The sequence below is a fragment of the Billgrantia hypersalina genome, from assembly GCF_052584175.1.
On sequence record NZ_JBMIQI010000007.1, the window covers coordinates 188679 to 201704 of the forward strand.

Genomic DNA, 13026 nt, shown 5'->3' on the forward strand with positions numbered 1-13026 from the left:
CATTCTCCTGAGGAGACTCCATGTATCTCTGGATCAAGGCCCTTCACATCGTGGCCGTCGTGACCTGGTTCGCGGCGCTGTTCTACCTGCCGCGCCTGTACGTCTACCATGCCATGGCACGCGACAAGGGGGAGCAGCAGGCCATCGATTATTTCGGCGTGATGGAGCGCAAGCTCTACCGCGGCATCATGACCCCTTCGATGATTGCCGTGATAGCCTTGGGGGCCTGGCTGCTCTATCTCATGCCCCAGTGGCTCGGCATGGGCTGGATGCACGCCAAGCTGGCGCTGGTACTGTTACTGGTGGCCTATCACCATGTCTGTCTGGTCTACCTCAAGCAGTTCGCCGCGGGTCGCTGCCGGCGTAGCCATGTCTTCTTCCGCTGGTTCAATGAGTTGCCGGTGGTCGCGTTGCTGGGCATCGTGATCCTGGCTGTTCTCAAGCCTTTTTGACCGTGCCGAGCGCTATGAAGGGACAGCTCCCGATCGTGTTGGTGCTGGCGGGCCATGATCCCACGGGCGGGGCGGGACTCACTGCCGATGGCGAGGCGATCGCCGCCTGTGGCGGCTGGGCCATGTCGGTGCCGACGGCATTGACGGTTCAGGACTGCCAGGACGTGCATCGCGTGGTGCCGGTACCGCTAGATCTGTTTCGCGAAATGGCGGCACGACTGTCGGGTTTTCGCCTGGCGGCGATCAAGGTCGGGTTGCTGGCCAGCCGCGATGCGCTCGATGCCGTGGTTGATATCGTCAAGGCGCATCCGGGCGTGCCGGTCATTGTCGATCCGGTGCTCAAGGCGGGCGGTGGAAGAGAGTTATCCACAACCGCTCTGATCGAGTCTTTCCGCTCCCGTTTGTTGCCGCTTGTGGATATTCTGACCCCCAATCGTCTCGAGCTGGAGCGTCTTGCCGGGGAGGGGGGCGACGATGACGAGGCACGGGCGCAGCGTCTGATCGCGCTGGGCTGTCGTGCCGTGCTGGTGACGGGCAGCGACGACCCCAACGACCATGTTCCCGGGAATGAGGTCGAGCATGTCCTGTACTGGCAGGAAGGCCGGGTTGCCTGGCGCTGGCCTCGCCTGGCGGGGGGATTCCACGGTTCGGGCTGCACCCTGGCTGCCGCGCTGGCGGCGCGTCTCGCTACCGGCGAAACGTTGACCACTGCCTGCGAACAGGCCCAGCGCTTCACCTGGCAGGCCTTGGCCCATGCTTGGCAGCCGGGCAACGCGCAGGCGCTGCCGCGTCGCTTGATGCCTGGCGCTGTTCAGCACGATTTTGCTCAGGGCGTGACCCCAGCCCAGGCAATGAGCGAAAATCACCGTCACTTCACTCATGATTCAAAGGTTATCCAAGAAGTTATCCACAGACCGGGCAGCGTGAGCCTGGCACCTCCCGTGACGGGGACCCACCATTCACGTGACAGCAACGAGGCTTACATGACCACTTCCGCAACGCTCTTCGAACAGGCCTGCCGCCACATTCCCGGTGGTGTCAACTCTCCCGTGCGTGCCTTCAAGGGGCTGCACCGGCCGCCGGTGTTCATGGAGCGAGCCCAAGGTGCCTACCTGTTCGACGTGGAAGGCAAACGTTACGTCGATTACGTCGGCTCCTGGGGGCCGATGATCACCGGACACGCCGACCCCGATGTACTGGGTGCCGTGCGCAGCCGGCTCGATCATGGCCTCTCGTTCGGGACACCGACCGCCATCGAGACCACTATGGCCGACCTGATCTGCGAGATGATCCCGTCGATCGAGCTGGTGCGCATGGTCAATTCAGGCACCGAGGCCACCATGTCGGCGATCCGCTTGGCGCGAGGCTTCACCGGTCGCGACAAGATCGTCAAGTTCGAGGGCAACTACCACGGTCATTCGGACTCGCTGTTGGTCAAGGCAGGCTCCGGCGCCCTGACTCATGGCGAACCCAGCTCGCCGGGGGTACCGGCTTCCCTGGCGGAACACACCATTACCCTGTCCTACAACGACATTGACGAGGTGGAGGCCTGCTTCGAAGAGATCGGTAGCGAGATCGCCTGCCTCATCGTCGAGCCGGTGGCCGGCAACATGAACTGCATACCACCGCAGCCGGATTTCCTTGAAACCCTGCGCCGGGTTTGCACCGAGCACGGCAGTGTGCTGATCTTTGATGAGGTTATGACCGGTTTTCGCGTTGCCATGGGCGGTGCCCAGGCTCACTACGGCGTCGAGCCCGATCTGACCTGTCTGGGCAAGATCGTCGGCGGCGGCATGCCGGTGGGGGCTTTCGGTGGCAAGCGCGAGGTCATGGAGCAGATCTCGCCGCTGGGACCGGTTTACCAGGCGGGTACGCTCTCGGGCAATCCGCTGGCCATGGCGGCAGGTATCGCCCTGCTGACCAAGCTGCGCGAGCCTGGCTTCCACGATGCCTTGGCGCAGCGGGTGGAAACACTCTGTCATGGCCTGCAGGAGCGCGCCGATACGGCCGGCGTCGACATGATCACCCAGCGCGCTGGCGGCATGTTCGGTCTTTTCTTTACCGGGCAGTCGCGGGTCGACAACTTTGCCCAGGCCACGGCCTGCGACGCCGATGCCTTTCGCCGTTTCTTCACGGCGATGCTGGACGAGGGGGTCTACCTGGCACCCTCCGCGTACGAGGCGGGATTCATGTCGAGCGCCCACACGCCGGAAGACATACAACTGACGCTGGACGCCGCCGAGAAGGCGTTTGCCCAGGTACGCCAGCCTTGACGAGGCTAAATTGCTATCAGGAGTGAACATGGACGCCACTTCCGCACAATGCATGACCTCTTCTTCCACCGCCCTTGGCCTGGATGAACTGATCGATTCACTGGTGGCGTCTCATCGCTCCTTCGTCGACGACCTTCCCTACGTGGGTTCCTCGGGCTGCCTGGCGTCGACCCGGGCACTGGTGGAGGACGAAGTGGGCGAGCTCGACGCGCGCCTGACCGGTGAGGAGGATCGGCGTCGCCTGTTTCAGCTACGCGACTGGTTGGAGCAGGAGATGGTGCGACTCGAGCCCTGGTTCGACGAACGCGGCGAGCCCCGTCCGAGCTGGGTGGTGGGTCGCCAGGTCATGCCCCTGTGCGACCGCCAGCGCCTGATCATGTCCAACGCTCTCGATCTCGAGCCCTCCGACCCGCTTGCGGGGCGGCGTCTCGATCCTGGATTCGACCTGGTATCGCTGCTGGTGGGGCTATACGTGCGCGATGAAACGCGGCTTGCCCATTACGCTCTGGATCGTTATCTGCGCCTTTCGGGCGATTACGCCATCACCCGGCTGATATCGGTGTACGCCGTATGCCGCTCGCTCGCCGGCGCCCGGCGAGCGTTGCAGCGCTGGGATTCCGAGCGTGAGCCGGCCTTCCGTTTGGCCGAGAGCATGACGGAGTGCCGTCGCTATCTGGAACTGGCCGAGCAGGTTTCCAACTTTCGCTTTCCGCCGTTGATCATCGGCGTCGGGGTGTCGGGCAGTGGCAAGAGCCGTTTCATGGCCGAGATCGTCGAGCGGCTGGGTGCCGTCAGGCTATGCTCGGATGCCGAGCGGCGACGCCTGTTCGGTATTTCTCCACAGACGGTCGAGCCCGAACCGGATGTGGATATCTTCAGTGCCGAGACGACCGATCGCACCTACCATCGCCTGGCCAGTCTGGCCGGGCTTCTGCTCAACGCAGGCATTCCCACCTGCATCGATGCCACTTGCCTGACGCGTGCGCAACGCCGGCTGTTACGCCAACAGGGCGAGGCGAGAGGCCTGCCAGTCCTCATCGTCAGCTTCGAGGCGGATGACGAAACCCTCCGCGCACGCATCGACAAACGCGCCAGGCGCCAGGGAGTCGAACCGGTCAGGAGCCTCGAGGTGCTGCGACGACAGCAGGCGCGGTTCGAATCCTTCGAGGAGGAGGAGAGTCCCTTCCTGCTGCACCTCGACACGACCGCTGAGAACGCCAGCGATAGATTGGCAGAGCTTGTGGATCAGCGCATATGGCTGACTTTCAGCTGAGGCCAAAGTGATGGTGAGATTTTTATCTTTCGTATTGTTTGCCTGGCTTGGTACGCATGCACTTGCCGGAGAAAATGGCTCCATGGCGAGCGAAAGGGAGGTTGCAGTGAAGGAGAATCCCTCTAACCTGATCGAGATCCTGTTCGATGGCGAGCCAGGCACACGCTTTCAGGCAACGTTGCGAGTCCAGAACAATGGAACGACCGAGAACCATGAGCTGGAGGGGGCCGTGCCCAGCGAACATCGTTACCACGGTGAAGCGCTGGAAGCCAATGTGCGCCAGACGAGCCCTGAGGGTGGCCTGACTGTAGAGGTTCGTAAGGGTGGGAATATCAGTCGATCGCGTTCTCACGGCGAACACAGCCAACTGAGTTTGAAAGTCCGGTAAAGGGTTCTCCTCTTTTTGACTGCCTACAAGAAGGGGCCTGCAAGGCAGGCCCCTTTTGCTATTGGCTCAGTGCTGATGAACGTGAGCCGTGTTGCCGCCACCCGCTTGCGTGGTAACAGCAGAGTTGTTAACGCCCATTTGAATATGGGTGGCACTGTTACTGGCCAGGCTAGCCAGTCCACCGAGGAAGCCCGGCAGCGCCGACTGGCTGATCGATGAATCATGGCCCAGACCTGACTGGGAAGAGTACGCCACATCATTGAAGCCACTCTGCGTCACGTCGGACGTATTGTATCGGCCACTTTGGGTGATGAGGGCGTCGTTGTTGAACTGGCTCTGCTCTACCGTAGCCGTGTTGTATTTCCCGCTCTGTTCGATGTCGGAAGTGTTCTTGGTACCGCTCTGGCTAACCATCGCCTCGTTCAGAGTGCCGTCCTGATCAATCGATGAGCCGTTGAAGCTGCCGCTCTGTTCGACATCGGCGTAGTTGTAGTCCCCCGACTGTGTAATGTCAGAGGAGAGCTTGGTACCCTCCTGATCTACCACCGCGACATTCTTGTCCTCCCACTGTACGACATTGGAGTCGTTGAAGCTGCCACTCTGGTTGACTTCGGCAACGTTTCGCCAGCCATTTTGATACGAAGAGGCGTTGTTCTTCGTTCCTTCCTGTTCTACCTGAAGGGTGTTCCGGCTGCCGAACTGCTGGCTTTCGGAAGAATTGTACGCACCGGCCTGCGCCAAGCTAGCGTTATTCTTTGTGCCGTGCTGCATTGTATCGGCACGATTTCCCGCGCCCTCCTGGGAAATCTCCGATTCGTTATAACCCTGCCAACCTTTTTGGAGTACGGTTGCGTCGTTATAAGCGCCTGCTTGTGTCAGGTCAGACTCATTATTGCCTGCGCCCTGGGTAAGCTGTGTTACGCTTGCGTTATTGCTAATGCCTTCCTGGTCGATATACGACTCGTTTTGGTTCGCCAGAGCTGTGCCAGACATGGCGATAGCTGCTGCAAGGATACTCATCTTCAGTTTCATCGTGGTTCCCCTTTTTTAACCTTGGTAAGGCTTTAGCCGCCAAGGTGGTGAAGGAAACAGCATAACTAGCCGTTTCCGCGTACTACACTGAAAATAATTTTTAATCTGCAGAAAAATTAATACTGATAAACCTGTACCGCGGCCCTTCCACGCGAATATTGCGTGACGCTGATCGGCGTGCTTTGTCCGTTTCCTAGTTGATGAATGCCTGCACTGCCGTAGCCGCCATGCTGGGTGATGGCCGCCTCCTTGCCGTAGCCTGACTGGATGATACTGGCATCGTGGCCATAACCATGCTGCAGTATTGAAGCCTCCAGCTGGGCACCGCTCTGAATCACACGAGCACCATTAGACTTCCCGAGTTGGCTGACCAGAGCGATGTTATTGATCCCATGCTGTGTCACATGGGCGCCGTTGTGGCTACCTCGTTGTAGAATTGTGGCGTCGTTGCCGTACCCTTCTTGATCTATCGTAGCGACTTGCGGAGGCGACCCTTTAACCGGTTCCAAAGCGAATTCAGAACTTTCAATGAGATCTGCCGCGGAGGCACCATGGGCAAGTAGCATCGTACCGAGAGCCAGGATAACAAATCCATTGCACTTCATGACGGAACGCCTATCTTGAGTTACTTTGAATTACAGAATCGCTCTGTAACAAAGAACTTTCCATCATAAATAAATATCAAATTAGCGGTTAAGAAAATAGAAACCATTTTGAGTCAAAGCATTAGTTATCTGGTCCAATAGTATGTCGATTTCCATCCAGAAACAGAAAAGGCGCCGTATCGGCGCCTTTGAATAAGCCTTTTCTATAAGAGTGGAGAGGAAGCTTCCCGATAGGCCGAGAGGACAGGATGATTACTGTCACCTGGGTTGGCCAGGTTCCAAAGATTTCTATCCACGCCCTGCGTAACGAGATGGATGACGGCTGACTCGATAGCCGACATCACCGCCATCTGTACGGGTTCGTTATGCGTATAGCCGGCTTCCGCTTCCAGCAGTCGACGGAAGCTGACGAAGCGGTAGACACCGGCGCGAACTTCGTAGGAGTAGACCGTCTTGCTCGTCGTGACATTGCCCAGTACCTCGCCAGTGGCTATGTCCACCGCGCGCAGATTGATTGTCACCTGATCCACCTGGTACTGACCGGAGGAGCCAATGCCGAAATACTCGGCACCCACGCCACCCGTCTTCATGTTGGAGTCGTAGGCGATGATGCCTCCCTCCATCAGGATTCGGGCAGCATTGAGGGAATCGAGCTCATTCTCGCGTCCGTCTCTTTCCAGATTGGCGCGGATGATACGGCGTTCGGTCAACAGGTTCTGCAGGCCGACACGCTCGAGCGGAATGAACCAGCCGGAATCCGCCAGAGCGGAGCTCAGCATGGCGGCCCCCCCTTGGGTGACGGCCGTAGAGAAGGTGCTGGCAGGCTGGGGGCGGTACTGGCCGGTTTGGTCGCGAAAATCGTAGACGGCGGTGTAAATCGGGGCCGCTGGGCGAGGCAGGCCGGTGAGGTCGGCATAAGTGCCTGAACGGGGAGCAAGCGTTGCCGGTGCGCCTTCCAGTCCCTCCGGCGATGTCACCATGCCGGCACAGCCACCCAGAAACATCAATCCGGTCAAGAGGCCGATTCGCAGTGCTTTCATGCTTTAGCCCTCTCAGTAAGGAGTACCGAAGTCGATCCGGGTGACTTCATTCGTTCTTTTGTCGGTGATGACCATCTCAAAGGTTCCACCGCCCCTATTGACGAACCTGACGTTCAGCGAGGAATTGTCGATGACGCTTTCACTGCCGCCGGGTTTTTCGGGATCAAGGGCATCGTCGATGGCGCGGTTGATCAGATCGGCACGTAGGTCCTGCAGAAAGAAATCCACTTCCGAGAAACCGCCGAAATCGGGAGCATTGGGATCCTTGTGCGTATCCTGCGCTTGCGCCTTGTTGAGCAAATGATTGCCAAGCAGCGGGTCACCCCCAAACGAGGGGTTGACGGGGCGATAGATCAGCTCTCCCGCCTGCACGCCTCCCGCCAGGGCGAGCAAAGCGGCGAATGGTATGGCGAACGAGCGTCTTGGTCGGTTCATGACGTTCTCTTCCTCACTTTGTCTTTTTTGGTCTAGATCTCTTCGTCGGCCAGGTCCGGGTCGTCTTCGAGGGCCTGCTGTATGGAGCGTTGCACCAACAATTGCTCTACCTGCTCGACAGCGGCCTCGGCGTAGCGATCGATGTCGCTCAGGCGTGGGGGCAGGGTGGCCTGGAACAGGATCCGGTTGTTCTCTGCCACCCAGACCTGGCTTCCCCAGCGTGCATCGGGGCGTTCCTGAACGGATAACGTGACGTTGGATAGGAGGGGACTCTCGGCGACGAGCTGGCTGAAGCGACGGTAAAACGCCTTGCCCATCATCGTGATCGTTCGATCGACGATGACGCCCGAAAGGCCCGGTTCGCCCAGGCGAAACTGACGTGACAGTTCCTTTGTCGCGTCCTCCTCCTCAAGGACCTCTTCCTCCTCTATCGAGTCACCGGGAACCGTGCCCTCAGGGGGAGCGGCAGGTTGACTCGGAGCGGGTGCGTGTGTGTCCGCTGTAGCCTGGCCGGCACAGCAAAACAGCAGAACGGCGATAATTGCCAACTCGCATCGAAATAACATTCCCGCTCTCGACTGTGTGCTGTTGAACTATGTGTCAGCGGAGTGTCGCGGTGAGAGGCGACCCCCACTCCTTTTGCTGCGCCTGAGGATGGGATGCGTAGGGCGTACCGAAACCATTAACGGCGTCTCCCCCCGACGCTTCCTGACGTCGTCAATATCGTGTTTCCCGCCGATGGCTCGGCGGTACGCTGAACAGGTTGCGTCGAGCCCAGTTCATTGCTTGCAGACGGTTGTGCACCTTGATCTTGCGGAAAATATTGTAAAGATGGGATTTGACGGTATGTTCACTGACAAAGAGTTTCTCGGCTATTTCCGAGTTGGTTGAGCCTGTGCCAAGCAAACCGATAATCTCGAGCTCGCGCTGAGTCAGTCCGCATGCCGGTCGGTAGGAGTTCATCTGCTGTCGACGCAGCAGCTGGATCATGCGTGTCATTAAAGCACGAGACATCCAAAGGCTGCCGTTCTGAAGGGCCTCTATTCCTTTGCAAATCAGCTCGATACTATCATTGCGATAGAAGATACCCTGCAGGTTGAGTGACGACAGGAGTTCTACGGCATGGTCTTCGTCACGGACATTGAAAGCCGCGAGGCTGACGTCTTCCTTCCCATCCACCTCTGTCTGCCATTTTTGTATAGCCGCTTCGCTCAAATGGTCTAGATCGAGAATGACTAATGTATTCTCATCCTTCGCTAAGCTAGGCATCGCCTCTGTGTCGGTAGAAATCACTTCATGACCCAGTTGACGCTGTAGATGATCGACAAACAGCTTGGACTGTGGATTCACGTTCGTCACAAGAAGAATGCGAGTCTCCATTTTGGTCATGCCCCCCTTCCCTGAATGAATAATACTAAATGTAAAAAATTGTAAAGATAATGCCCTTGGAGTTTCGGACATATTGTAAAAAAAGTGTTAATATCTTTTTTTCATATAGAAAGAATATTTCTATTCCTTTTAATAATAAGCTGACTCTTTTAAGAAAAAAGAAGACCCCTCCAAGGCGCCAGGCATAGCGTATCCACTAACTTGCTCCTTATTTAATCTTTATAAATCAAATGCCTAGAGAGAGTTATTTAACGCATCGCGTATTATGTAACTCCAGGTTAACACTCATTGGCTTCTGTCTCTGCATCAGTCTTTTACGAAGCGAAACAAGAAATTTCATACCGCTGAGCACAAGTTTGTAACCCGCTTCGTTTCCATAGGTTAACACACGCTTAAGCGAAGTGATTTATACAACCTCATATAAATCAACAGCTTATTAATTTGGCACGGCCCTTGCTCTGTTATCCACGAGTCTCAACGAGGGCGCACCATGAACACTCACCCGGCAGACGGAAAACGCATCACAAGACAGCTGAAAACCCCCGGAAGGCTGCGCTTGCTGTTGGGTACCCTGCTGTTCGGCTTGGCCTGGTGTTCCGCTGACGTCGCGCTTGGCGAGGATGGAAGGTTGTCTTTCGAGTCTGGCTTCGACGTTTTCCCGGCCAACGATGGCGAAAGCGCCTGGCAGGAACTGGATGCAGCGCATCTCGAAGGCGTACGTGGACGTTACGTAGCAGCAGCGAAGCTCGAACTGGACGAGCCCTGGGCCGTCATTCTGTGGGATGAAACACAGGGCTCCCGCACAAAAGGGAGAACCGGGAGCCAGCAATCGCAAGGCAACAATCGGCAGCAGCAATCGATTAACACGACGAGGGTCAGGTGAACGTCATGCGTTTCTTAACACGCAATAACGCAACGAGCGAGACCCGAACAGGCACGCTGGAAGCCTGCCGTGCTCCGACCCGTCGAGGGACGCTCTGCCTGGTTGCCGGTCTGCTGGTTTCCCTGCCGCTGTCGGCGCAGCAGGCGAGCCCTGAGCGCGACATACATCGTCAGGTCTTTACCACGACCTACAGCGCCGCTTCTTCCATTTCAGGCAGCGCGCTACGTGGGGTAAGCGGCGCAGTCAACGTCAATCTCGCTTCCGGCGATCACAATCTGCAGAGCAATTCCGGCGCCATCGCCGTAGGGGCGAATGCCCTCGCCAACAATATTGTGGTGCAGCAGGTGAAAGCGAACAACGGCCTCACGCCCGACCAGGCCAGCGTGGAGATCAGGGACAGCGCCCTGAACCATGCGATCGGCTGGATTTCAGTCAACCAGGCGGCGGGGTCAAGGAATGTCCAGAGCAACACCATGAGTGTGGCGCTGGGCGTACGGGGAAGCTCACTGACCAGTGAGAATCTCAGTCAGGTGCTTTCCGGTGGAAGCGGGCAGGAGCGGGACTCGGATGATTCCCGGTCGTCGCGGCGGGATGTCGGGGTGGGATCCTCGACCTTTCGCGGCGCGTCCGGTGTGATCCAGGTCAACCAGTCCGCAGGAAGGGGCAATGCCACCAGCAACAGCTTCAGCTTCAGGATGGGGCGGGACTGACTTGCCGGCATTGCCATTACAAGTAGCAAACCTTTGGTTCATTCAGGAGTAATGTTCATGAAGACGTTCAAGAAAGCACCAATCGCCATTGCTATCTCTGCTCTGCTCGCCTCTGGCGCTGCAATCGCTCAGGAGTACAGCGCCGACAGCAGCATCGATTCGACCGTTACCAACGCCAAGGACGTGTCCATCAGCCAGTCTTCCGGCTTTTCCGGCGAGATCGAGCTCGAAGGCGGCCTGTACCTCTACGACTTCGAGGGCTATGCCGGCGCCACCGTCGACAGCAAGCAGCTGAATGACGGTAACGTTGTCGCCAACGGCAGCACCGACAACAAGGCTAACGTCAGCAGCGGCTCCTTCCAGGGCGCCAGCGGTAACATCGCGGCCAACGTGGCCGGTGGCGACAGCAACCAACAGGCCAACGACGCCGCCCTTGCCGCTTCCGACGAGGCTCAAGTGTTCGCCAATGCCTCCAACTTCGCGTTCCAGTCCTCCTCCGCCACTGCCGTGTCCAATGTCGGCGCCACCAACTCCGGCGGCGTGGCTGGCGGTGCTTTCGAGGGCGCGAGCGGCAACATTGCCGTCAACGCGGCGGCCGGTGCCGGGAATGGCCAGCAGAACGCCTTTACCGCTGCGGTCACCGAGGGCGACTCCGCCGAGGCCACCTCTGCCGGCGTACAGCAGACCTACGGCAACGTGAGCGACAACGGCCTGGCTGAAGTCACCGTCGATGGCCTCTTCGACGACTACACCGTCGGCGGCCCGTCTACCACCAACAAGGCCTACATCAGCAGCGGCGCCTTCCAGGACGCCAGCGGCAACATCGGGGCCAACGTGGCCAGCGGTGCAGGCAACATGCAGCGCAACAGCCTTTCGGTGGCAGGCACTCAGTAAGCGTCACGGTTCAAACCGCAGACGCCACGTTCAACCGACCCGCCACGGCGGGTCGGTTGGCTATCACTGACCCAAGTCTGTCCGAGGGCACGTCGATGCGTACCTTCCCGAGGTTACTGATCGCTACGTTCTTCTACGCCACGGTATGTTCCGTGCAGGCCGCGCCGACTCAGTTCAGCGGTGTCGTGCCCGGCACCACCGTGACCAAGGAAGTGCAGTCGATGCGAGAGAGGCAGTACGAACATCTTGTCGAGCAGGAGACGGACTTCTCCTGCGGGGCGGCGGCGCTCGCCACCATCCTCAAGTACGCCTACGGCTGGGATGAGGTGACGGAAGAGGATGTCCTTGCCGGCCTGATGGAGGTGGCCGATACCGAGCAGGCGCGCACCATGGGCTTTTCCCTGCTCGACCTCAATCACTATGTGCAGAAGCTCGGCCTGCGTGGCCGCGGCTACGAGATCGATGCCGCTTCCCTCGAGGAGGTCTCGATTCCGGTCATCGTGCTGCTCGATCTCGATGGCTACGAGCACTTCGTGGTGATGAAGAAGGCGAGCGGCGATCGCGTCTACATCGGCGATCCGGCGCTGGGCAACCAAGTCATGGACCGGGACGAATTCGAGCAGGCCTGGAACAACGTCATCTTTGCCGTGGTCGGCGACGGCTTCGACAATGCCACGGTGCTGCTCGACCCGGCCCAGCCGCTCACCGCCCGCCGGATGACCGATGTCTTCGCTCCCGTACCCGAACAACAACTGCTGGATTTCGGCTTCAAGCACTCTGAAGTGTTCTAGGCCGAACCCTGTCCGAGGGTAGGAACATGACGAACTGCGATAACCGAAAGCCTTGTATGCTGGCCGTCGTCATGCTGGTGGTGGCCGGCAACGGCATTACGGTACCGGTGGCCGACGCCACGGGGCCGTCCCCTGACCTGGAGGCCACCGCCGAGTCGCGCGACTTCCGCCACCTCGATCCCCGCGAACTCGACGCCATACGCGGGCGCTATGTCGATGGCAACAGCGTGTTGCTATTCGGGATGGAGATGTCGACCGTCTGGAAGACGCCGGGGGGCGACACGCTAGAGACACGTGCCGGCCTGGAGGTCGACCTGGTCGGGGCTGCTCCCTCGGTCAGTTTCACCCCGCATGTCATGGCGACCAACGGCGAGGCCTATGAACAGCTGGTCGCGGCGGATGGCAACCAGGCCGCTGTCGTCGATGCCGGGACCGGCAACGCGACCGGCGTGGTTCAGGTGGTGCAATCCGGCGGCGACTTCAATACGGCCGGCAACGACTTTCAGCTCGATATCAACAATGGCATCACACAGCGGACGGCAGCCGGCAATGGCCGCACCGAGCTGGTCGGCGAGGCCGGTGCGTCGATGTCGATCCAGCATGGTGCCGGCGGCTTGGGCATGCGTATCGCCATGCCCGGTGAGGGCGAGGTGCGCCAGGCCATGCAGCCGGGCAAGGGGTTACATCAATCGGTTCAGTTGACCGGCAGCCGCCACGACGTGCGCAATCTCACCCGCATGCAGATCCAGATGGATCGAGACCTGGGTGGCAAGGTTTCAAGCGGTAACCTGCGCCGTGCGTTGGATTCGACCCGCGGGCTAACCCCCTGAAAACGGATGTAACATTTTTTTTCTTTTTGAA

15 protein-coding genes and 1 pseudogene are annotated in these 13026 nt (G+C 58.9%); 10 read left to right on the plus strand and 6 right to left on the minus strand.

What is annotated here, in order from left to right:
- Positions 1-20: 20 nt before the first annotated feature.
- The 5 genes and pseudogenes from hemJ to ACOJCM_RS04970 all read left to right on the plus strand — a co-directional run bounded on the left by hemJ (position 21) and on the right by ACOJCM_RS04970 (position 4386).
- A complete protein-coding gene (gene hemJ, locus ACOJCM_RS04950; protein WP_445210951.1) occupies positions 21-452 on the plus strand; it encodes a protoporphyrinogen oxidase HemJ in 432 nt (143 codons plus the stop codon).
- A gap of 14 nt (positions 453-466) precedes the next feature.
- Positions 467-1246 (plus strand): annotated as a pseudogene (thiD, locus tag ACOJCM_RS04955) (bifunctional hydroxymethylpyrimidine kinase/phosphomethylpyrimidine kinase); the annotation flags it as partial.
- Between the two features lie 189 nt (positions 1247-1435).
- Entirely contained in the window at positions 1436-2725 is a 1290-nt protein-coding gene (hemL, locus tag ACOJCM_RS04960) for a glutamate-1-semialdehyde 2,1-aminomutase (protein WP_445211025.1), read from the plus strand.
- A gap of 28 nt (positions 2726-2753) precedes the next feature.
- Positions 2754-3998 carry an AAA family ATPase gene (locus ACOJCM_RS04965; protein WP_445210952.1) on the plus strand — a complete coding sequence of 415 codons (1245 nt, stop codon included), beginning with the start codon at positions 2754-2756 and terminating at the stop codon, positions 3996-3998.
- A gap of 7 nt (positions 3999-4005) precedes the next feature.
- Positions 4006-4386: a hypothetical protein gene (locus tag ACOJCM_RS04970; RefSeq protein WP_445210953.1), complete on the plus strand. Its 381-nt coding sequence runs from the start codon at positions 4006-4008 to the stop codon at positions 4384-4386.
- Between the two features lie 66 nt (positions 4387-4452).
- Here ACOJCM_RS04970 and ACOJCM_RS04975 read toward each other — a convergent pair whose 3' ends face one another.
- The 6 genes from ACOJCM_RS04975 to ACOJCM_RS05000 form a co-directional block, all read right to left on the minus strand.
- Positions 4453-5418 carry a hypothetical protein gene (locus ACOJCM_RS04975; RefSeq protein WP_445210954.1) on the minus strand — a complete coding sequence of 322 codons (966 nt, stop codon included), beginning with the start codon at positions 5416-5418 and terminating at the stop codon, positions 4453-4455.
- A gap of 116 nt (positions 5419-5534) precedes the next feature.
- The gene (locus ACOJCM_RS04980) at positions 5535-6023 is read right to left on the minus strand and encodes a hypothetical protein (protein WP_445210955.1); all 489 of its coding nucleotides are present in this window, start codon (positions 6021-6023) and stop codon (positions 5535-5537) included.
- A 203-nt stretch (positions 6024-6226) separates the two neighbouring features.
- A complete protein-coding gene (locus tag ACOJCM_RS04985) occupies positions 6227-7063 on the minus strand; it encodes a CsgG/HfaB family protein (RefSeq protein ID WP_445210956.1) in 837 nt (278 codons plus the stop codon).
- 12 nt (positions 7064-7075) lie between these two features.
- Positions 7076-7498 carry a curli assembly protein CsgF gene (locus tag ACOJCM_RS04990; protein WP_445210957.1) on the minus strand — a complete coding sequence of 141 codons (423 nt, stop codon included), beginning with the start codon at positions 7496-7498 and terminating at the stop codon, positions 7076-7078.
- A gap of 32 nt (positions 7499-7530) precedes the next feature.
- Complete coding sequence (locus ACOJCM_RS04995) at positions 7531-8064, minus strand: CsgE family curli-type amyloid fiber assembly protein (protein WP_445210958.1); 534 nt, start codon at positions 8062-8064, stop codon at positions 7531-7533.
- A 151-nt stretch (positions 8065-8215) separates the two neighbouring features.
- Positions 8216-8887: a LuxR C-terminal-related transcriptional regulator gene (locus tag ACOJCM_RS05000; RefSeq protein WP_445210959.1), complete on the minus strand. Its 672-nt coding sequence runs from the start codon at positions 8885-8887 to the stop codon at positions 8216-8218.
- Between the two features lie 490 nt (positions 8888-9377).
- On the opposite strand from ACOJCM_RS05000, the gene ACOJCM_RS05005 reads away from it, so the two are divergent.
- From ACOJCM_RS05005 to ACOJCM_RS05025, 5 genes are all read left to right on the plus strand, one after another.
- Entirely contained in the window at positions 9378-9770 is a 393-nt protein-coding gene (locus ACOJCM_RS05005; RefSeq protein ID WP_445210960.1) for a hypothetical protein, read from the plus strand.
- A complete protein-coding gene (locus ACOJCM_RS05010; protein ID WP_445210961.1) occupies positions 9767-10480 on the plus strand; it encodes a hypothetical protein in 714 nt (237 codons plus the stop codon). Before ACOJCM_RS05005 ends, ACOJCM_RS05010 begins: the two co-directional genes overlap by 4 nt.
- A gap of 57 nt (positions 10481-10537) precedes the next feature.
- Positions 10538-11374, plus strand: a complete 837-nt coding sequence (locus tag ACOJCM_RS05015; protein ID WP_445210962.1) for a hypothetical protein — start codon at positions 10538-10540, stop codon at positions 11372-11374.
- Between the two features lie 95 nt (positions 11375-11469).
- The gene (locus tag ACOJCM_RS05020) at positions 11470-12165 is read left to right on the plus strand and encodes a C39 family peptidase (RefSeq protein ID WP_445210963.1); all 696 of its coding nucleotides are present in this window, start codon (positions 11470-11472) and stop codon (positions 12163-12165) included.
- A 56-nt stretch (positions 12166-12221) separates the two neighbouring features.
- Entirely contained in the window at positions 12222-12995 is a 774-nt protein-coding gene (locus ACOJCM_RS05025) for a hypothetical protein (RefSeq protein ID WP_445210964.1), read from the plus strand.
- The last annotated feature ends 31 nt before the right edge of the window (positions 12996-13026 follow it).

Coding starts and splice junctions, on each gene's coding strand:
- ACOJCM_RS04985 (WP_445210956.1), bottom strand. CDS start 7,063: ATGAAAGCACTGCGAATCGGCCTCTTGACCGGATTGATGTTTCTGGGT.
- ACOJCM_RS05015 (WP_445210962.1), top strand. CDS start 10,538: ATGAAGACGTTCAAGAAAGCACCAATCGCCATTGCTATCTCTGCTCTG.
- ACOJCM_RS04965 (WP_445210952.1), top strand. CDS start 2,754: ATGGACGCCACTTCCGCACAATGCATGACCTCTTCTTCCACCGCCCTT.
- ACOJCM_RS05005 (WP_445210960.1), top strand. CDS start 9,378: ATGAACACTCACCCGGCAGACGGAAAACGCATCACAAGACAGCTGAAA.
- ACOJCM_RS05000 (WP_445210959.1), bottom strand. CDS start 8,887: ATGACCAAAATGGAGACTCGCATTCTTCTTGTGACGAACGTGAATCCA.
- ACOJCM_RS04975 (WP_445210954.1), bottom strand. CDS start 5,418: ATGAAACTGAAGATGAGTATCCTTGCAGCAGCTATCGCCATGTCTGGC.
- ACOJCM_RS05020 (WP_445210963.1), top strand. CDS start 11,470: ATGCGTACCTTCCCGAGGTTACTGATCGCTACGTTCTTCTACGCCACG.
- ACOJCM_RS04995 (WP_445210958.1), bottom strand. CDS start 8,064: ATGTTATTTCGATGCGAGTTGGCAATTATCGCCGTTCTGCTGTTTTGC.
- hemL (WP_445211025.1), top strand. CDS start 1,436: ATGACCACTTCCGCAACGCTCTTCGAACAGGCCTGCCGCCACATTCCC.
- ACOJCM_RS04980 (WP_445210955.1), bottom strand. CDS start 6,023: ATGAAGTGCAATGGATTTGTTATCCTGGCTCTCGGTACGATGCTACTT.
- ACOJCM_RS04990 (WP_445210957.1), bottom strand. CDS start 7,498: ATGAACCGACCAAGACGCTCGTTCGCCATACCATTCGCCGCTTTGCTC.
- ACOJCM_RS05025 (WP_445210964.1), top strand. CDS start 12,222: ATGCTGGCCGTCGTCATGCTGGTGGTGGCCGGCAACGGCATTACGGTA.
- hemJ (WP_445210951.1), top strand. CDS start 21: ATGTATCTCTGGATCAAGGCCCTTCACATCGTGGCCGTCGTGACCTGG.